Annotated in this window: 17 protein-coding genes and 1 pseudogene; 6 read left to right on the forward strand and 12 right to left on the reverse strand. The window is 54.9% G+C overall.

Translation table 11 applies throughout. The annotated features are described in order from the left end of the window. Together V8J84_RS16525 and V8J84_RS16530 are read left to right on the forward strand one after the other, a co-directional pair. Nucleotides 1-1,488 (forward strand): tetratricopeptide repeat protein (locus tag V8J84_RS16525; RefSeq protein ID WP_339933232.1); only part of this gene is annotated, 1,488 nt, incomplete at its 5' end. A 152-nt stretch (nucleotides 1,489-1,640) separates the two neighbouring features. Then, entirely contained in the window at nucleotides 1,641-2,204 is a 564-nt protein-coding gene (locus tag V8J84_RS16530; RefSeq protein WP_339933234.1) for a recombinase family protein, read from the forward strand. A gap of 9 nt (nucleotides 2,205-2,213) precedes the next feature. On the opposite strand, the gene V8J84_RS16535 is transcribed toward V8J84_RS16530, so the two are convergent. Together V8J84_RS16535 and V8J84_RS16540 are read right to left on the reverse strand one after the other, a co-directional pair. Next, nucleotides 2,214-3,395, reverse strand: a complete 1,182-nt coding sequence (locus tag V8J84_RS16535) for a hypothetical protein (RefSeq protein WP_339933236.1) — start codon at nucleotides 3,393-3,395, stop codon at nucleotides 2,214-2,216. A 10-nt stretch (nucleotides 3,396-3,405) separates the two neighbouring features. Then, complete coding sequence (locus V8J84_RS16540) at nucleotides 3,406-4,737, reverse strand: hypothetical protein (protein ID WP_339933238.1); 1,332 nt, start codon at nucleotides 4,735-4,737, stop codon at nucleotides 3,406-3,408. Between the two features lie 323 nt (nucleotides 4,738-5,060). Between V8J84_RS16540 and V8J84_RS16545 the strand changes: the two genes are divergently transcribed. Together V8J84_RS16545 and V8J84_RS16550 are read left to right on the forward strand one after the other, a co-directional pair. Further along, entirely contained in the window at nucleotides 5,061-6,818 is a 1,758-nt protein-coding gene (locus tag V8J84_RS16545) for an AAA family ATPase (RefSeq protein WP_339933240.1), read from the forward strand. Then, nucleotides 6,818-8,056, forward strand: coding sequence for a hypothetical protein (locus tag V8J84_RS16550; protein WP_339933242.1), 1,239 nt, complete (start codon nucleotides 6,818-6,820; stop codon nucleotides 8,054-8,056). Before V8J84_RS16545 ends, V8J84_RS16550 begins: the two co-directional genes overlap by 1 nt. Nucleotides 8,057-8,078: 22 nt before the next feature. Here the strand turns inward: V8J84_RS16550 and V8J84_RS16555 are convergent, their stop codons facing one another. From V8J84_RS16555 to V8J84_RS16595, 9 genes are all read right to left on the reverse strand, one after another. Next, nucleotides 8,079-9,320, reverse strand: a complete 1,242-nt coding sequence (locus V8J84_RS16555; RefSeq protein WP_339933244.1) for a site-specific DNA-methyltransferase — start codon at nucleotides 9,318-9,320, stop codon at nucleotides 8,079-8,081. A gap of 193 nt (nucleotides 9,321-9,513) precedes the next feature. Then, nucleotides 9,514-9,801 carry a helix-turn-helix domain-containing protein gene (locus V8J84_RS16560; protein WP_339933246.1) on the reverse strand — a complete coding sequence of 96 codons (288 nt, stop codon included), beginning with the start codon at nucleotides 9,799-9,801 and terminating at the stop codon, nucleotides 9,514-9,516. After that, nucleotides 9,798-10,139, reverse strand: coding sequence for a type II toxin-antitoxin system RelE/ParE family toxin (locus V8J84_RS16565; protein ID WP_339933248.1), 342 nt, complete (start codon nucleotides 10,137-10,139; stop codon nucleotides 9,798-9,800). The genes V8J84_RS16560 and V8J84_RS16565 overlap by 4 nt, the downstream gene beginning before the upstream one ends. Nucleotides 10,140-10,177: 38 nt before the next feature. Next, on the reverse strand, nucleotides 10,178-10,528 hold the full coding sequence (locus V8J84_RS16570) for a hypothetical protein (RefSeq protein WP_339933250.1): 351 nt from the start codon (nucleotides 10,526-10,528) through the stop codon (nucleotides 10,178-10,180). After that, nucleotides 10,528-11,202, reverse strand: coding sequence for a ParA family protein (locus V8J84_RS16575; protein WP_339933253.1), 675 nt, complete (start codon nucleotides 11,200-11,202; stop codon nucleotides 10,528-10,530). Before V8J84_RS16575 ends, V8J84_RS16570 begins: the two co-directional genes overlap by 1 nt. A gap of 128 nt (nucleotides 11,203-11,330) precedes the next feature. Further along, nucleotides 11,331-12,359 carry a replication initiator protein A gene (locus tag V8J84_RS16580; RefSeq protein WP_339933255.1) on the reverse strand — a complete coding sequence of 343 codons (1,029 nt, stop codon included), beginning with the start codon at nucleotides 12,357-12,359 and terminating at the stop codon, nucleotides 11,331-11,333. A 273-nt stretch (nucleotides 12,360-12,632) separates the two neighbouring features. Further along, the gene (locus V8J84_RS16585; protein ID WP_339933257.1) at nucleotides 12,633-13,181 is read right to left on the reverse strand and encodes a hypothetical protein; all 549 of its coding nucleotides are present in this window, start codon (nucleotides 13,179-13,181) and stop codon (nucleotides 12,633-12,635) included. A 15-nt stretch (nucleotides 13,182-13,196) separates the two neighbouring features. Continuing rightward, a complete protein-coding gene (locus V8J84_RS16590) occupies nucleotides 13,197-14,849 on the reverse strand; it encodes a type IV secretory system conjugative DNA transfer family protein (RefSeq protein ID WP_339933259.1) in 1,653 nt (550 codons plus the stop codon). Next, entirely contained in the window at nucleotides 14,849-15,184 is a 336-nt protein-coding gene (locus V8J84_RS16595; RefSeq protein ID WP_339933261.1) for a mobilization protein, read from the reverse strand. Before V8J84_RS16595 ends, V8J84_RS16590 begins: the two co-directional genes overlap by 1 nt. Before the next feature lie 771 nt (nucleotides 15,185-15,955). Between V8J84_RS16595 and mobQ the strand changes: the two are divergent. Next, nucleotides 15,956-17,242: pseudogene (mobQ, locus tag V8J84_RS16600) on the forward strand (MobQ family relaxase). 15 nt (nucleotides 17,243-17,257) lie between these two features. Here the strand turns inward: mobQ and V8J84_RS16605 are convergent. Continuing rightward, complete coding sequence (locus V8J84_RS16605; RefSeq protein WP_339933263.1) at nucleotides 17,258-17,917, reverse strand: hypothetical protein; 660 nt, start codon at nucleotides 17,915-17,917, stop codon at nucleotides 17,258-17,260. Nucleotides 17,918-18,628: 711 nt separating this feature from the next. On the opposite strand from V8J84_RS16605, the gene V8J84_RS16610 reads away from it, so the two are divergent. Further along, complete coding sequence (locus tag V8J84_RS16610; RefSeq protein ID WP_339933265.1) at nucleotides 18,629-20,887, forward strand: hypothetical protein; 2,259 nt, start codon at nucleotides 18,629-18,631, stop codon at nucleotides 20,885-20,887.

Genomic DNA, 20,887 nt, shown 5'->3' on the forward strand with positions numbered 1-20,887 from the left:
GGCAATGCGCAGGCGCAGCGCGATGTCTCTGTCTCGGTCAATAAGGTTGGCGATGTACGCGTTGCCCAGGGCGATCTTGGCGCGGCGGTGGCGGCGTATACCCGTGGCCTTGAGATCGCAGAGCAGCTTGCGACAAGCGATCCCGGCAATGCGCAGGCGCAGCGCGATGTCTTCGTCTCGCTCAATAAGGTTGGAGATGTGCGCGTTGCCCAGGGCGACCTTGGCGCAGCGGTGGCGGCGTATACCCGTGGCCTTGAGATCGCAGAACAGCTTGCGACAAGCGATCCCGGCAATTCCCAGACGCAGCGCGATGTGTCTGTATCGCTCGACAGGGTTGGGGATGTGCGTGTGGCTCAGGGCGATCTTGGTGCGGCGCTCTCCGCGTATACCCGTGGCCTGGAGATCAAGGAGCAGCTGGCCGCAAGTGATCCAGGCAATGCGCAGGCGCAGCGCGATGTCTCTGTCTCGGTCAATAAGGTTGGCGATGTACGCGTTGCCCAGGGCGATCTTGGCGCGGCGGTGGCGGCGTATACCCGTGGCCTTGAGATCGCAGAGCAGCTTGCGACAAGCGATCCCGGCAATGCGCAGGCGCAGCGCGATGTCTTCGTCTCGCTCAATAAGGTTGGAGATGTGCGCGTTGCCCAGGGCGACCTTGGCGCAGCGGTGGCGGCGTATACCCGTGGCCTTGAGATCGCAGAACAGCTTGCGACAAGCGATCCCGGCAATTCCCAGACGCAGCGCGATGTGTCTGTATCGCTCGACAGGGTTGGGGATGTGCGTGTGGCTCAGGGCGATCTTGGTGCGGCGCTCTCCGCGTATACCCGTTGCCTGGAGATCAAGGAGCAGCTGGCCGCAAGTGATCCAGGCAATGCGCAGGCGCAGCGCGATGTCTCTGTCTCGCTCGATAGGGTTGGCAGTGCGCGCGTCGCCCAAGGAGATCTCACCACCGCGCTTAACGTCTATGCGAGAGGCCTGGAGATCTTAGAGAAGCTTGCCGCAAGCGATCCGAGCAATGCGCAGGCGCAGCGCGATGTCTCTGTCTCACTTGATAGGGTTGGGGATGTGCGTGTGGCTCAGGGCGATCTTGATGCGGCGCTCTCCGCGTATACCCGTGGCCTGGAGATCAAGGAGCAGCTGGCCGCAAGTGATCCAGGCAATGCGCAGGCGCAGCGCGATGTCTTCGTCTCGCTCACCAAGGTTGGCGATGTGCGCGTTGCCCAGGGCGATCTTGGTACGGCGCTGGCGGCGTATACCCATGGCCTCGAGGTCGCAGAGCACCTGGCGACAAGCGATCCAAGCAATGCGCAGGCGCAGCGCGATGTTTGGGTTTCGCTATGGCGATTGCGTCAATTTGAGGGAAGTGATGTCAAATGGGGGAACATTGTTCAGCGTATGGAAGCCATGGAAAGAGCTGGGACTTTAGCGCCGACCGACAAGCAGCACCTCCTTCATGCGCGAGAGCAAATGCGCGCTGAAGAAAAGGAATAAAAGCTTTGGAACCGTAAGCCCGACCTGAAGGGTGCGCGAAAATGGTCGTTTGTGCCACCTTGCCCTGCCCCACGTCAGATCAACTGCTTAGATTGGACAAAAACCCACGGCAAAACCTTTGCGGTTTTGGCAGGTTTTTGTCACAGTGAGGCATGATTATTGGATACGCCCGCGTCAGCACTGACGACCAAAGCCTCGATGCCCAGACAGACGCTCTGACAGCGGCGGGAGCTGGCAAGCTGTTCGCTGACAAGATCAGCGGTTCGAAGCGAGAAAGGCCCGAACTGGACCGTATGCTGGAGCAGCTCCGCGACGGCGACGTGGTGACCGTCACCAAATATGACCGTCTGGCCCGGTCGCTGAAAGACCTTTTGGAGATTGTCGAGACGATCCGGGCCCGTGGTGCTGGCTTTCGGTCTCTGGCCGAGGACATCGACACGACGACGCCAGCAGGCCGTCTGGTGTTTCACGTCTTCGCCTCCATCGCCCAGTTTGAGCGCGAGCGGATTTCAGAAAGGACTAGAGAAGGGCTTGCATCGGCTCGCAAACGTGGTCGGATCGGGGGAAGACCCCCTGCCCTTACGTCTGCCCAAAAAGACGAAGTTCGCCGAATGAGGGATCAGGAACACCGATCAACTCAAGAGATTGCCCGATTGTTTAAAGTGAGCGAGCGGACGGTGCGTAGAGTAGAAGATGTAAACGGAACCTTGAAGTAATCAGCCGATTTATTGATCTATGGGTTTCGAGCCCGACCGTTTGATAATCGTAAAGCTGAAGCCTCCAAGCGAAAATTCCAAGCTATCGTATGTATCTATCTGTTGGATGTCGTCTTGATAAGAATTACTGAGTTCACCATGATAATTTGGGATCTGTTGGTCGGGGACTACTAACTCAATAATCTCTTTATCTTCGATAGTCTCAGCGAGGGTTGCTAGCTTCTTGGATTGCTCTTGGAGTTTTTCGCCAAACCCTTCAACAGCAGTGGTTAGATTGTCAAACGACGTCTTTAGATCGTCGCGTTGCTGTTTCCTAGCATCTTCCATGCCTCGTTTTTGAACGTAATTTCCTGCGCTTAGTCCAAACTGCAAAACCCCGCTTATCAAAGAAATCATACGTTGACCTTTCGCGCGATGAGCAGCGTCACGATACTTTTGCTCTAAATCCGCAATGCGGTCCAACGAGCGCGAGTTCTGTGTAAATGCATCGCTCAAAAGCGCGCTCAATCTGCTGTTCTTAACGGATGCAACAAGGTTACGAACCTCATTGTATTGTCCACGTAAAGCAGATGGCCAACTGTTGTCGGTTCGCGGCAACAAGAAGCTGTCACTACCTATAAGTTCAGTGCTTTGCTTGGCTTGGTCATAGATATTTTCAGCCGGGCCACGCCTTACAATGTCAATCTTCATATTCTCAAGGTTTACGGTGAAATAGCTTGCTCCCTCGAAGGTAAAGCGTTTGTTGCCAATTTGGATTTTTGATGGGCCGACAGGATGCAGCTCCAGCATACGTTGTTCATCAGCACCTAGCATAGCGTATGCAAGAGCGCCCTTGGCGCTACTGCCAAGGCCGATGGGAGTTACACGTAAATAATTCTCCAAAACATTGTCAGCGCTGTCTGTTGGGCGCTCAGAATAATCTTGTACTAGGAACGTAGCGACCACACCGGCCCTGCTTCGGAGGTCAGAAATTTCAATAGTGTTTTCTTTCAAATAGTCCGCAAAACTATTCTCAACGATAGTATCACTAACTTCGGACACCAAATCTATGGAAGATACTAGGCCACCGAGGTATCCTCCAACATACGGAACAAAGTTAGTGAGGAATTTTCCAAAATCCTTCGCTAGGCCAGGATCATTCAAGTGATCAGCAAACGCGACTTCGAAGTCTTCAATATTCAATTCAGACAAGATACTATCCTCATGGCTTCTGTTCCCCTAATTTCTGTAAGAGTTCAGATTGGGTTTCTTCTAGAAAATCCTTAAAGCCCTCCATGTATATCCAAATTCCAATAAGAGATTCAGCCGCTTCGACGTCCTGTGAAAAAGGGCTCGATTTCCTGATGTGCTCAAAGTCGTTCGAAATTAAAGCATCGAACTCATTCGCCGTAAAATAGCTCATAGTTAAGCCTGTTAAACTTTGCTTGCGACGTTTCAAGTTGCGAGAGTCTGAAGAGATCATCTTCTTGTTTTTGTCGAAAAAGCGGTACATTGCCTTTCGATCAATTGCCTTACGTTTGACTGGCGATGGAAGGCGGGGTGCTTTGCGCCCTTTCAGGCGACCATAGTCTTCTCTCTGATAGCGGGCTTGATCTCCACTTCCCGTGAAATGTGCGGGGAAGGTATCATTGATGCTGTCGACTCTTACAGCAACATCCTTACTCGGTATCGCGTAGAGGTTCTTGACAGTTTGTCGCCTACTTGTCCAAAGTCTGAGCGATGCCATGTTATTGAAGCTACTGCCAATATTTACTCCAGCGCCTACGAAGTCACCTGGCATTCTTCCACCAAAATACCCATATCGTTGTTGACGAAAACCGTGTGCCGTAATGGATATCTTTCCGGGTATGGCCGAATCTGCATCCGTATGTTTCTGGAATTTCGTATCAAACTGGCGTTTAAAAGTAGCGAAATAGCCGCGTTGGCTAGCCAGAATATCATCTACAACAGAGCTTATGTCATAAATGATAGCCTGATAGTAACCAGACGAGATGTGAGGTTCAGGTTCAAACCGTTTTGATGCGCGAAATCGATCTTCATTTGCCATATTTGCTAGAACATCGGGGAACAACATGATGTCGGCAAGCAGACGCAAATTTGTTATTGCAACAACTATTGGAAAAGATAAGTCTACCAGAGATAATTCGCGGTCTTTTACAACCTCCAACAGGATTTCCAGTTGGTCGAAAATACTCATGTAGCTATCAAAGAGGACAGTTAAGTCTGCATAGATTTCATCTAGGTCCGTCACGTCGCCACGAGCTGGGGTCAACCGCTTAAGAATGTCAGACAACTTCTCGCTAGAGGCTAAGACATCACTCCGACGTTTATATATATCTTCGGCGGCATGGAACTCTGCTAGCAAATCCACAATCTGCTTCAGGAATTCGGTTTGAACCATTAGATTCTGATTCACCTGACCTAGCTGTCGAACTATCTCCAGTTGGGCTGCGGCGCTCATTGAGCCACCCCCTCCAATCAGTCCACTCAGCAGACTGACGCCTTGGGAAACTAAAGCAAAAGGAAATGGCATAGCGTAATCCAATCAATCAAATCAATCAGTAGGCTAGGTAAGAAGGAAAGAATGTCAACGATCTTGGAATCCCTCAGAGCGAGGACGTGTTTTCAGTGGCTGGATCATAACCCATGTTTATGTGCGCGCGTTGAACCCAGACGCCGGACGATAGCGTGTCGCTAGCGTAAGTACTGGCTATGTCGAGTAGCCGAAAGGACAAACTGACACAGAAACGAGAATCCGAAATTTCTTCGGTTTTTCGTGTAGATAGACGATGTTCGGCTTCGACGGTAGTGTCGGGAATCAGTAGATGAACAATCGCGGCAAGGTGCTACAGTATCATGGCAGACGAGACAAAGATTTATGAAGTTGATTTTTTTAGATGGTTCAAAGACCAGCTGAAAGACAAGGGCCTGCAATTCTCCCAATGCGGCTTCAAGCTTGGCGATAGCTTGGGCTCGCGCCATGACATTGATTTGCAAACCGGCTTTTGGAAGGAACCGAGCTACTCGGCAAACAAGCCGTCGAGATGGCTTTACCAGATCGAGCCTGATGGTTCAGGCTGGAAAGCTGTAAATCCTGCCGATGGCGCTCTAAATTTAGGTGCGATCAACGCCTCCCAGGAAGACAAGGCAGGAGTGGTGTTTCGCTTGGTGCCGTTGGTGCAGCAGGGGATGAAGGATTATTTCCGCGACGACAGCCTCGAAGTCCACGCGCTTTTCGTATTCCACGGCGCAACGCCTCAAGGCTCTTCGGCAGAGCCCTTCAACTTCGATCCTGACAGTGGGGCGATGACGTTCAAGGGTGTTGCCCTGCCCTACCTGCTGGCGGGGCTTCTCGGGGTGCAGCCACGCGATCACGCAGTCGAGGTGAAACTCAACGGCGCGCCACGCACGCTGACCTATGGCGAGGTGAGTGACACGCTGGCGGCGGGCATTACGATTTCGCCGGAAGGCGGTGCGACGGCACCAATCCCTGTCTATGACCTAAGCGACAAGGCGGAGTTCGAACGGCTGAAAAAGAATATCTCCGACGCTTGGAAGGCAGTGGGACCGGTAGCGGTTTCGGTTGCTGCGGCGGGCTCCGGCATTGATGACGAGGAAGAAGAAGATGACGACGAGATCGTCGCGCCCGCCTCGCTGCATATACCCGAGATGACCGATCTCTTGGGCATCGACCCTGCGGTCTATCGCCAGATCAATGCTGCCCTCGCCTCAGGCAAGCAGCATATTATGCTCTATGGCCCGCCAGGGACGGGGAAGACGACGCTCGCGCGCCATATTGCAACGGTGCTGACTGGCGGGAAATGGACATTGGTGACAGGCTCCTCGGACTGGAGTTCTCAGGACATCATCGGTGGCTATCAGCCTATCGGAAGCGGATCGGTCGCTTTCATCCCCGGGGTTTTGCTTAGGCGCTTCGACCGTCCGCTCATCATCGATGAGCTAAACCGGTGTGACATCGACAAGGTGATCGGACCGCTCTTCACAGTGTTGTCGGGTCAGCAAACTACCCTACCCTACCGGCTTGATATTGAGGACAAGGACAGCCTGCAATATGTGATCCTGCCAGAAAGCAAGCCTTCGGCGGCATCGCATGAGTTTGCACCGGGACCGCATTGGCGGTTGGTGGCGACGATCAACTCCATTGACAAGGCGTCCCTCTATCAAATGTCCTATGCACTCGCCCGACGCTTTGGCTGGGTCTATGTCGACGCCCCACGCGACACGGCGGGCTTCATTGAAGCCTTCTTGCGCAAGGAAGAGCCCGCCTGGGCAGGACCGGCGGCAGGAGCCCCCTGCCCTCTCGGTGAATTTTGGGCGGCGATTAATTCAGTGCGGGTGATCGGGCCTGCGCCGATCATCGACGCAATGAAGGCCGTCCAGTCGATGGAAGAGGACGCGAAGTTCTTTGCTGTCCCGGATGATTCAATGAAGGAAGCCCTGCTCGATGCGGTAGACATGGTGTTGCTACCGATGCTCGACGGAATCGTTGTGCAGGATGCTGAGTTTCTGGCTGGTAAGGCGGTAGAGGTCTTTGGTCTTGATGCTGGCCAAAGCACGCGGGTCAAAGCGCGGATGGCATCTGTGGCTGTGTGATGGAGACGCTCGACAGGGCTATCAATGACTATGCGGCAGGGGTATTCCTGCGGTATTTCCGGCAAGGAGCACTTGCTGGTGCCGAAAGCCCTCATCTTGATCACGCACGAGACCTGGACTTGCTTCGCGCGCATTGGGCGCTGTCGGAACCCGTGCGGACATTTCTATCCTACGTTCTAACGCATCGGCATGAAGCCCAAAGCCTGCTGCAATTCGTGAAACGGACGGACGATGCCGTCGCGCGGGGGCGGATCGACGCGCGTGGCACGATGCTCGCGCGGCGTGTTTCCGGGCATCCGTCACTCGTGGTCTACAAAGAGCCGGTGCGTAGCTTTAACACGGGACCAAACCAAGTTGTCGCATGGGTGGTCCAGACAGCTTCGACCTACGCGGCGCGGCTCTTCGCCGTTCAGCCTACGGGATCGGCCTATGCTGGTTTAGTCGAAGAAACTATGACTGATGTGACGGCAGTAAAGCGCCTTGATGCCTTGCGCGAGGTGCTGAAGAGCGTGTCCGTCCATCGCAGGCCGGGACCAGGGGCATTGCGAGACGCCGCGCGTTCGCGGCGGATGATCTATCGGCTGGCAATAGCTGCCTATGATACTCTAGCGCGAATTGAGGCGGGAGACGGAGAGGCGCTGAGCGGAGTTCTGCAAAGCACGCTCATTGGACCTTTGGAACAGTGGCGTCGCTTTGAGTTGGCTGTGGGGCTCGGAATCGGCGAAGCCCTCGCGGCGGAGACGGGCGAACCGATGAACCTTGCCCTACTCGGTAAGACATCTGGAGCGCCGGTCATTTCGTGCGGACGTTATGACATCTTCTGGCAGGGTGGCGGTGGATTGTTCACCGCCCCCGCCCTAGAGCCCTCCGAAGAGCGCCTAGAAGCAGCTCTGGCAGCCTATGGAATGAATCTCGCAGCGGATCGGCCGGATTTGGTAATCACCGACCGGCTTGCCGGTCGGGCGAAGGGAATTGTCGAGGTCAAGTATCTGGCGGGAGACACGGCAAACGCCCGCTTCCGCGAGGCTGCGGGGCAAATCGTGCGCTATGCACGGGGCTATGCCCCGGAAGCGGAGATTGACCGCCTGGTTCGCACCTCACTCGTTGCTCTGAACCGCAGCCCCCCTGCCCTAGTAGATGAAGCAGCCGCAGCGCCGCGTGCTGTGGATTTCGAGGGGTTAACTGATGGGCGATTGCGACTTTGGGTACGGGAGAGGCTGCTTGCTCCCCCTGCATAGCAAAGGGCAGAGGGAGCGGTGGTTACTCGGCGGCGATCTTTGGCGAAGCCTTTTTGCGCATCGAGGCAGGGCGTTGAGCGCCACCGTCTGCGAAGAGCGGCACTTTTTCCTCGTTCACAGGAAGGGCGCACGGCGATGCAATTTCGTAGGGGACGCCGCGATCCTTGGGCAACGGTTGAAGCGTCGGTTCAAAACGGGCGCGAGCACCGAGAAGGTATTCTTCGGATAGCTCACAGCATGTCCAACGGCGTTTCAGGTTCTCAGCTACAACGCCTGTGACACAAGAGCCTCCGAATGGGTCAACCACCAAGTCTCCGGGATCAGTCAGAAAGCGAATGAAGTATTCTGGGAGTTGTGCTGGAAAGCGTGCCGGATGAATTGGGATGTTTTCGGCGCGACAGTTATCTTGGTAACGCCCATTGGATTCCGTATTCGCGATAGCCAGCAGGTTCGGCGGGACAGAACCGCCGTTGTCCTTGTTGAACTTATCAGAAATGTCGTGCCCAGATGGGCGTAACTTAGCTTTGTAGCCATTCTTCAGCAGATGCTTCATCGACTTGGAGTACGGCTGAAGAACGCGTTTGTTATTGGCCTTCGGAAATGGTGTCTTTGAGAGCCACCAAACAGTGTTCACAGCATCTTTGACACGCACGCGGCGGACGTTGACCCACTCCGCTGGTGTTGGCAGCTTTGACGGGTTGAACCAGTAATGCTCCTGACACAGATGAAAACCATACTCCTCGACCAACATGACGAGAAGCTTGAAGTGGTAGAGGCTGCGAGTTGGCTGTCCTGGCACCCAAGCACCGCCAATATCAATGACTAGACTACCTGTATCTTTCAGGACGCGATGCGCGCCTTCGGCAAAGGGTCGAAACCAGTCGCAATACCGATCAGCGTCTTCATTTCCGTAGCTCTTTTTTCGCACCAGTCCGAAAGGCGGCGAAGTCATGATGAGATCGACGCTGTTCTCTTTAGCTTTATTGAAAAGGTAGCTGCGGCTATCGCCCCAAAGAATTTCACCATGTTCAGTTTTGTGAAACGATCGCAGCAACTTAGCGGGGAAATCGCGTGGGTTTGTCCTTTTTAGCCCTAAGTCTGGCTCGTCTGCCTGGGCAAACTGTGCATGAAGTGCACGGAAGTATTCGCTAAGAGAGCTATATCCTTGAGCGGCGGCAGCGGCTTCTATTTCTGAACGCTCTTCTTCTGTGAGGCGGACGTTTGCTGCCTTAGTCCTTGGATTCGTTGCCTTTGGTCGCGCCATGTGATTCCTCGCCTGTTTTACAAATGCACCCTAGCTGAGGGTTTTTTGTAATACAACAACCAGATGGACTAACCGTCACACAAAAATGAAAAGAGTGGCTTAATGCTGGCGCTCAAGTTGAAACCATGAGTATTCGGCAAGCGTCTGCATAAAAGTAGCTGCGCGGGAACTCATGAAATACGCAAAGTGGGCCTTATCCAAGTATATCGCGAACCAAAGACGGCTTGCTGGCAATCAACGCCAGAAGCACCTGAGCTGGACCGTTTGGCTTGCGTCGGCCATGTTCCCAATTCAGCAAAGTGCCTTTAGCAACACCAATGCTCCGCGCGAACTCTGCCTGAGATAGGCCGGTCTGCGCACGAATCTCGGAAACATTGATGTCCGGCACTGAAATCTCGTGGACACGAGCATCTGCCCCCTGCCCTTTCGAGAAGGCCTTTGCTTCTTCCAAGCCTTGCTTGATGCTATCAAATGCGCTCATTGTTTGTTGCTCCACATACTTACGATCTCTTTGCTCAGATCAATTGCCGCTGCCTGTTCCTTGGTTGTCAGGTTTACTTTCTCGTTTTTGGCAAACACCGTGATCAAGAAGATCGGCATATGGCGGCCTCCAAACACATAGATCGTTCGAAAACCTCCGCTCTTGCCGCCTCCATCGCGGGGAATGCGCACTTTGCGCAGCCCGCCACCAAGCGGAGTGCCAGACTCCGGGTTTTCCGCAATCCAGACGATAGCAGCTTCACGCTCGCTATTCGTCATGATCGCTTTGGCCCGACGCTGGAATTCGGCTAGCTCAACGACTGTTTGCAACTTTGTCATTTAGATATGTGTCATTGGCATATAAGTCAATGGCGCACTCAACTCTTCGTTTCCCGATACGCCTTGAGCATGTCTTCAATGACATCGTTCAGTCGCCGTCCCTCTTCGTCACGGAGTTGATTCAGTTCATTGCGAAGTGCGCTGGAGAGATAGATGCGCCAATAGGTCATATCTTCGTTCAGTGGTGGCCGACCTCTTCGAGGTGACGTGGATACAGCGGAAGGTTCGGTGGACCGAGTGAAGCCATGAGCTTCGCCCGCCTTTGCAACAGCATCTTTGTCTGGCTTGGCGCGACTTGTCTTTGGTTTGCTCTTTAGGCCCGCCCCAATCTTCACATCAGTTTCTGGTTTCTCATCGTCGTCATCTAGGTTCAGAAAGCTGTTAGCCATTATTCCGCCTCCAGTATTTCAGCCAGTTCTTTGCCAAGTCTGGCTGTATTGCTGATCGCGCTCGCAACAGATTGGTTGTGACCAAGTTCAAAGAGGGTCTTACCTTCAGCCATTACGCGTTCAAAAGGGGCTCGACGCATGAGCTCGGTTTGCAGGCGTTCGACCCCTGCCCCATCCAGCTCGGCAAGCAGTTCCTTGTGGGATTTCGTTACGATTGCTGCGTCCGTTTGAGTGATCAGAATTCGGGCTGGGACAGTCCTGCGAGCGGCCCGCCCCGCATCCCGGATCATCTTTAATGCTGCACCAGCCGCATCCCCATCAAGCGCACTAGGCCGCATGGGAATTATGCACATATCTGACGCAGACGCGGCATAGGAGGCCATTAGGCCTGCAACACCCTCAAGATCGACAAACACCAGATCGTGTATCGCTTCCGCTGCCTCCAGGGTATCAAGGATGCTGCCATCAGATGGATCAGAGATGACCTCGAAAGGTGTTTTTCCCAAACCTTCGCTCTTTCGCTTTCCCAGCCAGACCCGCGCGATACTTTGGCGAGGATCAGCATCAACTATCGCAACTGACAAATCTGCGTTGTTTGCGAACACTGTTGCGAGAGTGAGTGCAGCCGTTGATTTCCCGCAGCCCCCCTTGGGAGATAAAACACTAACTATCATTGTCCTGCCTCTTTTTCACAGTACCTTTTATGACGTGCAATTTTATATGTCACGCTATTTTATACTTCACGGAATATATTATGCCCGGCATAATATACGTCATATTAAATATCACGGTACTTATAATATCATGCGGTCTGACGTGCAGCCCACTTACGACAGAACCCAATGAATGCGTTGTCCGGGCTTCGTGGTGGTTCCATTCCCTGATCAAGAAGAGACACAACCCACTCACGCCATTCCCTCTCAATCACATACACATCCCAACCGGGAGCAGCTCTGCGCGCAGCCTCAAAGGTGTCTGGCCGAAGGCTCACAGAATAACCGTCGCCAAGCAGAGCAGGGGCTGAGTTGCGGTTTCTGAATGACACCATGTCCGACTCCATGCTCACGGAGTAGTCCGGTAGATGGTCAAATTCACATAAAGCCCTGACAGCCATTCGAAAGTTTCGCGATGCATCGCTTGACCCGCACTTTTTCTGGAGCTTCTTCAGCCCAATCTGCCAGAATTCCTTTGCCCCGCAGTGCTTTCGGGCAATTTCATAGATGCGCCGTTCGATGGGTTTCCGGAGACGGAAATAGTCAGGGTGTAAGGTCAGGACTTCATTCGCCTCGATCGCCTTGAACAACCACTCGGACAGGCGCAGGCCCCATTCTGTTACCCGACCATCCTTCCGCGTTCGCTTGATCTTTGCTCCGTCGATCAAGCCGAATGCTTCCCACGTTTCCTCACCGCCGGTCTTGATCGTGGTACGCAATCGAGTGCCATCGAGACGATCCAGAGAGTCTCGCAAGAGATCATAATCGTGGCCCCCAGTATGCCGGTTGCTGAACTCCATGAAGTCACGAGCCTGAAACATGATTTCTCGTGAGTAAGGCCGACCTTCATTCCTGGCCGCCATAATCTGGCTGATAGCAAAGATCAGAATGTCCTTGTCATAGATGTTAGCGATGCCTTTGGAACTTGGCGTCACTTCCAACACGACGTCCCCATTTTCGTAGGTTTTGATCTCACGGATCGGCTTCTTCGAAAGAGTGAAGATGGGGTGTTCCATCGACGCCATATCACTCTTGATAACAGCGTCAGCAATGTCGCAAATGAACAGGTCCGTTTGAGGATAACGATCTGGAAGGAGAGGGGGATTGTCTTCTTTCACGAGGCCTGCTCTCAACGGGACATTAGCTGCAGACCATTTGTTATCGGGATATTAGCTGCACCGCAAGTCTTATCGGGATAACAACTGCAAAAATCAGGATAATACCTGCATCTCAACGGGACATTAGCTGCACCAGTATTCTGCAACACTTTGATAACGTGCATAAATACGCCAAATCGAAGGAACGTAACACAGATTCTAACACATATATAACACTACCAAAAAACAGCCCAATTATGAACGCCGCAACCAACCATACCCGAATCGATACACTCACTCCCGATAGAACACGCAGGCATCGACGCCCGTTGTTGTGGTAGTCCAAGACGCCCCAAGGACGGCGCAAGCTGAAGCGTTGCCGGCTAAGAAACGAGGAAGCAGCAAGGTTATTGCCAAAGCCAAGACGACAGCGCCCAGACCAAACCATGGTAGACGGGATTTCAACTGCTTTGCCTTTTCTTCCCGTTCCCAAACTTGGCGGATAGAAACTGACCTGTCCTCTTCAGCTTTCTTGAGCGCATCCTGTGCCCTGTTTGAAGCATTGAACAGATCGACACACATCTGTCCCATGCGGACCAGGTTGTCGTTGATCTTGCCGTCGATAGTTTCCCCGACGAGCTGGCCGTAGTGTTCTGGATCAGTTTGCTCGGCTGCTGTGAACGCAGCGCTACGTGCTTCGGCCACCGTGCCGTCCAAATCATTGAGAATCTTCGTCTGTGTGTCGACCCGATCCGACATCCGCGCGACCAGCTTTCCCATGAGATCGACGGTTTCGCGCAGGTCGTCATCGGGCGGGGCAGGGGAGGCAGGTTGGTCAGACATGGCGATTGCTTTCGGTTATGGCGTTTCCGGGACGAACAGCCCCTTGAACTCGGGGTCGGCGTAGTAGCGCAGCTTTTGGGCCAGGGCCGAAGGCTGACCCTGGACACGGAGAAGCTGGACGTTCGACGGCATCTGCATGATTTCATCGGGGGTGAGCAGATCGCGGCCCGTGAGGTTGTTGCTGAAGCTGGGATTGTCCCCCGGTTTGAAGCTGTCGGTCTGGAACCCGGTGGTTTCCTGGCCAATCATCTGGCTCAGCCATTTGGCCGTTTCAAAATCATTCACCCCGAAGACCTGTTGCACCCCCGCGTTGGCGATGAAGGTGTTTGCCCTTTCGCCGTAGAGGTCTTTGAGCTGGCTCATGTCTTGCAGGATGGGCCAGAGTTGGAGACCATAGCCTGCCATCAGCCCCATGGCGCGCTCCACGGCCTCCAGACGGCCTAGGGCGGCAAATTCATCGAGCAGGAAGAGGGTAGGGGAGGAAAGCTGATGAGAGGGGCCCTGAGCGCCTGTGACAGCCTCCGCGTCCCGTGCGATGTCCTGGAGGGCTTGAGAGACCAGAAGACGCAGCCAGCGGCTGTAGGCGTCCATCCGGTTGGGCGGCAGCACCAGAAACACCGACGTGATCCGGTGGCGCAGGTCCGAGAAGTGGAAATCCGAGCGCGACAGAACTTTGGCAATGCGGGGGCTGTCCAGAAAATGGGTGTGACGCTGTGCGTTGGACAGGACCGAGGCGGCTTCCCGTTCCGCCTTGCCGAGAAACCGATTGGCGGCGCGGGCGATCAGCCCGCCCGCCGCATCGCTGTCCTGCATCAGTTCCAACAGCGCCTTGAGCCGACCCGGGGGCAGGGTGAGATATTCCCGGACGGTGGCAAGCGTCCGGCGGTCGCGGTCCTCGTGGCAGACGCAGAACATGATCAGCCCACCAAGAATAGCCTTGGCTTCTTCGTTCCAATGCGCTTCTGTCACCTGTCCCGGCGGGTCCATCACCAAGGCCTCCGTCAGAGAGGCCGCATCCTCACCCAGATCGAGGCTGTTCGGTGTCAGCCGGTCGAGCGGGTTATAGGCGGCAGAGGGCTGGCCGCTCACCTCAAAGGGATCGAGGACATGGGTGGTGCCAAGCCGCCGCCGTGCTTCGCCCGCGATCCGGGCATTCTCGCCCTTTGGGTCGATAACCAGGACGGAGCGGTCCACGCCAAGAAGGTTTGGGATTACAGTGCCGACGCCTTTTCCGGCCCGTGTTGGGGCGAGGGTGATCAGATGGGCGAGACCGTCATAGCGCAGCCGCCGCCCGGTGCCGGGATTGCGCCCGATCAGCAGACCGTCACCGCCCTGAAGTTTCTTCATCTCCTTGCGGCTGGCAAAGCGGGCTGAGCCGTGACTGTCGCCAGTCAGCCCGAAGAAATCATCGGCCCCGGAGACCATGCGCCAGTACTGAAACCCGAAGACAGCGCCTATGAATGTGGGCGGCAGAATGACCGCCCATTCCCAGGCCGACTGACCAAGCGGCGGGCCAAAGGTCGAGAGCGCGACGACGCCACCGATCAGGAAGCCGATCATCGCGCCGAATGCCATGCGCCCGATCATCCAGCCGAACAGAATGGGTGTCGCGATCAGGCGATAGAAGAACCGGGCCAGTCCCCCCATTAAGAGCATCAGGAATCGCATCACCCGGGCCCGTCAGCGTCTGAGCCAGGTTCATCACTGATGGACGGGGCAGGGGAGGGGAGCGCACCGGGAGCATCGGCGGCGGGGGACGTTCCCTCCCAGCCCACGAAGGCCTTGCGATCCTGTTCACGGGCGAGGTTGCGCACGAGCCGGTCGAGCATCGCGGCGGCACCGGAATCCCGTTCCGCCAGATCGAGAAGCGCACCCCCAAGGATCACCTTGCGTCGTGTGTCCAGTTTGCGTTGTTTAGTGGCTTCCCGGTTCTTCAGACCTTGGAGCCGCGCCTTGGCCTGGGCGTATCGTTTCTCTGCCCGTTCGAGTTCCGTCTCTGCCATTGTCGAAAACCACCCGTGCAAGTATTCACGTCATGGTTGAAGGATTCACCGTCTGCCCCAGATAACAAGCGGTGTAGGTGATCAGGTCTCTCTGTCGGCGGAACATGGCGGACGTTGCACCCGGTATCGGCGGAGGCTTGCAAGAAAGGGCAGGGGGAGAGGTCTGCGCTTGAACGGATTCCATTGTGCGCAAACCCTGAGCTGAGAAACAGTGAAGGGCGCACTTATGCAAACTCTCCACCTGCGGTTCCGAGCTTTGCGTGCGATCTCTCTGGGGCAGCGCCCCAGCCGATGGCAGACCCCTTCGCTGCGTGCCGCATCGAAATGGAAGGACGCATCGCTCCTTCCAAACCATCCTAAACCAACTTTGGCAGTTGGATGGCGTCCCGCAACCTCGCGCCAGCAGTTCGCCCGATGCCCCATGATGGAGGCCGGTCTGCCGCTGGCGTCTCCATTTGGGGAGCCTTCTGTCTGTGGTGCTGTTGCCCCTGACACAAGGCTGGCTTGCGGTTCGCAAACCGCAGAGAACAATCCACGCCCTGCCGCCCACCAAAAGGCTGGGCAGGGGGTGGGGTGTTCTCTGCAAGCACCGTTCTCAGAGGTGCGATGCACCGCTTCAAACGGGCTGTCTTTTCCCCTCCGGCCCCAGCGTTATGGGGCGCGGGCCTACGGGGAAAAGACGGCTGACCGGACGGCCAATGTTGGAGCATTGGCCGGGGTCAGCATCGCCACGCGTCGGCTGCGTTTGCGTCTCTGTTCGGTGGGGTGCTGATGGCCAGCTACCACCTCTCCGTGAAGACGATCAAACGCAGCGCCGGGCGCACCGCGACGGCGGCAGGAGCCTACCGTGCAGGCGAGCGCATCGAGTGCCAGCGGGAGGGGCGTGTCCATGACTACACCCGCAAGCGGGGCATCGAGGAGACGTTCATTGTTGCCCCCGAACATGCCCCAGCCTGGACGCAGGACCGGTCCAAACTCTGGAACGAGGCGGAGGCCAGCGAAACCCGCCGCAACTCCGTCACCGCCCGCGAATGGGAGCTGGCCCTGCCGTCCGAGATCAGCGCCTAGGACCGGTCCCAGATTACACGGGAGTTCGCCGAGGAGTTGGTCAGCCGCTATGGCGTGGCCGTCGATGTGGCGATCCATGCGCCGCACCGGGAAGGCGATCAGCGCAACCATCACGCGCACGTTTTGACTTCCACCCGGCGGCTTGAATCGGAGGGGTTCACAGCCAAGACGCGGGTGCTGGATTCCGCGAAGACCGGTGGTGTCGAGATTGAACAGATGCGCGGCGTCTGGGCCGAATTGCAGAACCGGGCGCTGGAGCGTGTCGGCGAAGTTGAGCGTGTGGATCACCGGTCCCTTGAGAAGCAGCGGGAGGCGGCGCAGGACCGGGGTGATGATCTAAGAGCCGAGGAGCTGGACCGCGACCCGGAGCTGAAGCTGGGGCCAGCGGCCAATTCCATGGAGCGGCGTGAGAAGGCGGCGGCAGAGCGTGAGGGCCGGGAATACAAACCCGTCACCGAGCGCGGGGCTGTTGTCCATGCGGCGCGCCAGGCCCGCGCTGCCTTCCGCGACATGCGCGAGCGGGTTGAAATTGCGCGTGAAACCTATGGCATTAAACGCGAGGCAGGGGAGGGGCGTGTGTCCGCCGGTCTGGCGGCGCTACGGGCGGCGACATCCAAGGGCCGTGTCACAGACGACGTGCGGGAACGGTTGGCGCGGATCACGGATCGCGGGCAGGATAGTGGTGGGCAGAGTGACGAAGAACCGGCAGGCAAGCGCAACTATGCGCGTGAGCGCCTGAAGGAGATCATGGAGAAGGACGCGGGCCGGGACGGCCAGGCGGCGGTTCACAAGCTGGATGGTCACAGTAACCCGGAGATTGGCGAAGAGGTTGAAAGCGAAGAGCGCAAACCGTCCGTGAACGAGCGCCTGAAGGACGTACTGAACAAGCCGCGCGAAAAGCTGGAGATCGAGGACGACCGCGACGCTGAGAGAGCCGACGACAAAGAAAGCGTCCGAGAGGTGGAACGTGGCAATGGTCACAGTCTATAGAACTAAGCTCCCCTGCTATAGATTGGGAAGCGCTGGCTGTCTTTGGTCCTCAACACCTTCTTTCCATGGATGCAGGTTTGGTGGGTCGGGGTGGTCGCTGAGGTCAAACTGCAGGAAGTCTTCAGGGGCAAAGTTATCAACTACACCAGATTTGGTTACTGTCAGTTCTGCCGGAGCAAAGACATCCGCAACATTGTCTAAGGCGGAAATTTCTTCGCTGATGTAGTGCATCTGTGTGTCACCTAACTTGCCAACCACACGGACCAAATAGTCTGCGTTTTTACCCGGAATATGATCCCATTCGATGACGCCAGGAACGTTCGACAAGCCCTTTTGAAACGCTCGATAATGAATAATTCCCTTGCGATTCAGCTTAACCATCAAGAAACAGGTTCCTGCACCATAAGAATATCGGAGTGGCTTTAGATCGACCCGCAAGCGGACAATCTGACTTAGTTTTTCAACCAAGTGCGCGTCTTGAATGCTGTCAGCGCCACTAAACCCTGCATCTTTCAGAGCCTTAACCACCTTACTTCTAAACCCTTGCCCCTGTGAAAACCGGAATTCACGGATGATCGTTTTTAGGGCGACGTAACCCCAACCGTTGAAAGGTTCTTCTCGTGTGCCATTTCCCTCAATCTTGCCGTTAGCGATGTTGTTCTTGGTTCGTTTCACCATTATGTCATCTCATCGTGATAATCTGGGCGAAAATGCGCCAAGACGACGACATCGGCAAGAGGAAAGGTGCTGTTTCCAAAACAGTTGTCATTGTTTCTGTGGTTTTCTCTGGACAGTTGTTATTTTTGGCGTGTAAACATCCTGCATTGTAAGCGTGCCTATCCTGGCACCGCGTCACCCTGATAAACAATCAAGAAGAGATCATGGAAAAACGCTCGAAACGAAAAATCGCATTTCCCCGTAGACCCGAGGAAATGCCTCACCCTGAGTTGCCAGCGTCGGCCGAGGCTAACAAGAAACAGAAGGTTCTTTCTGTTCGGGTTGATCCCGACCTCAAGACCCGCTTTGAAGCATCGGCGGACCAAGTTGCCAGTAGCAGACGTGAAGCGATAGAAACCGCGATCAGGTACTGGTTAAACGCTGGTTGCCCCGCTGCCTAGCAGCAATACTCGACGTAAATTCTAGCTAACGCCTTGATCATTGATGGTTGAGGCACTTCTGGCACGCAAAGAGAAAACACTCAAGAATGTTTACATTCGTGAGTGTTTGCGTTAACGGTTCCTTAATCTGTTCCAAAGTGAACGGTGGAGGGAGCGCTACGTTGGTAATAGTATCCTCAAAAAACCTGTCTCGCACCTCGGCGCTTCTAGCGCCTAGCGGTTTGAATGCGATTTTTTGCATGTCCCTCTTTGTAATTGGGGGCGCAACATGATCAGCTTTGAAGAAGCCGGACAGAAGGGCGCAGCGCATCGTAAAAAGATTGATGATGCGATTGCTTCAATGAACACAGTCAAGCCGCATCCCTTGATCGGCTTCATTGATGGATTTCTTGGTAGGGCAGTTGGCAGCATAAGCACAGCTCGCCCGAGCCGGGCGACTACAAGGTTGCTGTCTGGAACATCTTCTGGGACGAGAGCGACACTTCCGAGGTTGGTTATTCCGTCGTTGAAGATGCCGGGGTCTAAGCCACTAAAGGTTGCGGTTGGCAGTCTACTTGTTGGGACCGTGGCTTATGCTTCTGTGTACGGGACCACGCTGATGGCTCCTTCCGGGACAGAAGGCTTGTTTACATCAGCAGCCCAGTCTTTGGTTCCAGAGAATATTGCTGCACCCATAGATGCTGGCTTCAAATGCGCTGTGCGCATGCCGCTTGTAGATGAAAATCACGACCTTCTTGGCTACTATCGGCCTTATGAAGATTTTTGTGAAATTCAAGAACCATCTCACCGTAGTGCACCATTGAGTGATGACGCTGTTTCGCGGCTTTCGGATGTTTATGCTCTGAGAGAAGGAGAATATTTCGGCCGCGGCAGCGTTTTGGGATTCCATCTCGCCGCACCCTATCAAATTATTCGTGCTAAAGTTACGCATGGCGTAACTATTGGTGCATCGACTCCTTTAGAAACCGCTCAGAAAAATGCTTTAGGTCAAGGGGGAGGTCTCTCTTGGACCGCCAAACTCGGCAGTATTGCGCGATTGCCAGCGACAGCCGCGCACATTGCACCGACCGAGGAACAGCGCGACCGGCTTGTTGCCGAAAACATGCCTTGTCTGACGGGCGGGTCTGGCTCGGGCCTTGGCGGCGTCTTATCCGGTGATTTTTGTGGAATTATTTTTGGGCGTCAGAGTCTTGGGATGCCCTCTTGGGCAGAGGCGTGTGTTGTGGTTTCGGCCGCAAATGTCCCCGTTCGCGTTTTGGGCCAGTCGCGGAATTCTTTGAGTGCGATTGAACATCAGGCAAAGCGTTGGTCGGAGACGGTATCCTTGGCGAAAGGCTGTGTTGCTGAACTGCTGTCGGAAGGTTTTCTTGCCAGTAACCAAGCATATTCAGACGCGCTTATGGAAATTGATCAGATGGCACCGCCACAACCAAGGCCATCTGGCTACTATAATCCCGACCTTGCTCTTGCGCGAAACGTGCCCGGACTCAAGCTGAGTTCTTTGGAGATTGGTGCTGATGAAAATAGCCCGATAGTTCTTACGCTTGACGCGGCTGCTCACCGGCAAGCAGAACAGTCTGTTTCAAATCAACTTCCCCAATATCTTCAGCGTGGCAGTAGTAGCCTGTGTTTTAGTGGAGATTGTGCTGATGCACTGCAGGCAGACGTTGCGATATTTGTGGGCGAGATTATTGACGGTCAATTATTAACTCGTGTGAAATTTGAAACACGCCACGGCCTGCTTGAAGGCCCAGACGAAACCGCACCGCACCGTTCAATAGGGTCTTTGGGAAAAGCTATAGTTGCACCGTTGATAGCAATGGCGGGGATCACAACAGAATGTTTGCGACCAATTTACGGGCTTCATGACCCCATTCCTCGTGGCTTTCCGGGCAGCGATGATTGTGGGCAAAACACTAAGAGCTTGTCTGAAATATATGCGACTTCTTCGAACATCGGCATTGCAAACGCTCTGAAACATGTTGGGGATCGCCTACTTCGCGAGTACCTGGAACTGGTGGGCGCAGCCTTTGACCCCACAGCCTCTGAAGTTCAGATAAAGCGTGGGATCACTGTTGGAGACGCTGTTGTCATGTCACCGATGAATTTTGTTGAGACATTCGCTGCTCAAATGAGCGCCGGTGAAATTCGTCGATCCATAATTCAAGCGAGCGACAGCGGCGATCTTCTGTCCTTGCGCACCATCGTTGATCAACCAATGGCATATCAGGTGTCAAGAAGTTGGCTATCATCACCGCTTCAAAGCGGTGGGACCGCATCTAATCTTGGCGAGCGCTTGGCGGTTGAAGACTGCAAATTCAGCGCGGCCAAAACGGGAACGTCAGATTCGATAGTTCCGGCGCAGTGGAGAGACAAGCTCATAGGCTTCTATACCGTTTGTAACGGCCGTCCATTTGTTGTCATCGCTATGCTGGGTTCTCCGGATGCTCAGCTGCCGTTGGGGCAAATCTACACGAATGATCTGACGGCCCTTATGTGGTCAACTTTTGAGTCCGCAATCAACTAA

The sequence above is a fragment of the Yoonia sp. 208BN28-4 genome, assembly GCF_037543925.1.
In the GTDB taxonomy this organism is placed as follows: domain Bacteria; phylum Pseudomonadota; class Alphaproteobacteria; order Rhodobacterales; family Rhodobacteraceae; genus Yoonia.

Excerpts from the sequence above, each read along its gene's own strand:
- V8J84_RS16530 (WP_339933234.1), top strand. The coding sequence starts at position 1,641 with ATGATTATTGGATACGCCCGCGTCAGCACTGACGACCAAAGCCTCGAT.
- V8J84_RS16540 (WP_339933238.1), bottom strand. The coding sequence starts at position 4,737 with ATGCCATTTCCTTTTGCTTTAGTTTCCCAAGGCGTCAGTCTGCTGAGT.
- V8J84_RS16545 (WP_339933240.1), top strand. The coding sequence starts at position 5,061 with ATGGCAGACGAGACAAAGATTTATGAAGTTGATTTTTTTAGATGGTTC.
- V8J84_RS16550 (WP_339933242.1), top strand. The coding sequence starts at position 6,818 with ATGGAGACGCTCGACAGGGCTATCAATGACTATGCGGCAGGGGTATTC.
- V8J84_RS16555 (WP_339933244.1), bottom strand. The coding sequence starts at position 9,320 with ATGGCGCGACCAAAGGCAACGAATCCAAGGACTAAGGCAGCAAACGTC.
- V8J84_RS16560 (WP_339933246.1), bottom strand. The coding sequence starts at position 9,801 with ATGAGCGCATTTGATAGCATCAAGCAAGGCTTGGAAGAAGCAAAGGCC.
- V8J84_RS16565 (WP_339933248.1), bottom strand. The coding sequence starts at position 10,139 with ATGACAAAGTTGCAAACAGTCGTTGAGCTAGCCGAATTCCAGCGTCGG.
- V8J84_RS16570 (WP_339933250.1), bottom strand. The coding sequence starts at position 10,528 with ATGGCTAACAGCTTTCTGAACCTAGATGACGACGATGAGAAACCAGAA.
- V8J84_RS16575 (WP_339933253.1), bottom strand. The coding sequence starts at position 11,202 with ATGATAGTTAGTGTTTTATCTCCCAAGGGGGGCTGCGGGAAATCAACG.
- V8J84_RS16585 (WP_339933257.1), bottom strand. The coding sequence starts at position 13,181 with ATGTCTGACCAACCTGCCTCCCCTGCCCCGCCCGATGACGACCTGCGC.
- V8J84_RS16590 (WP_339933259.1), bottom strand. The coding sequence starts at position 14,849 with ATGCGATTCCTGATGCTCTTAATGGGGGGACTGGCCCGGTTCTTCTAT.
- V8J84_RS16595 (WP_339933261.1), bottom strand. The coding sequence starts at position 15,184 with ATGGCAGAGACGGAACTCGAACGGGCAGAGAAACGATACGCCCAGGCC.
- V8J84_RS16610 (WP_339933265.1), top strand. The coding sequence starts at position 18,629 with ATGATCAGCTTTGAAGAAGCCGGACAGAAGGGCGCAGCGCATCGTAAA.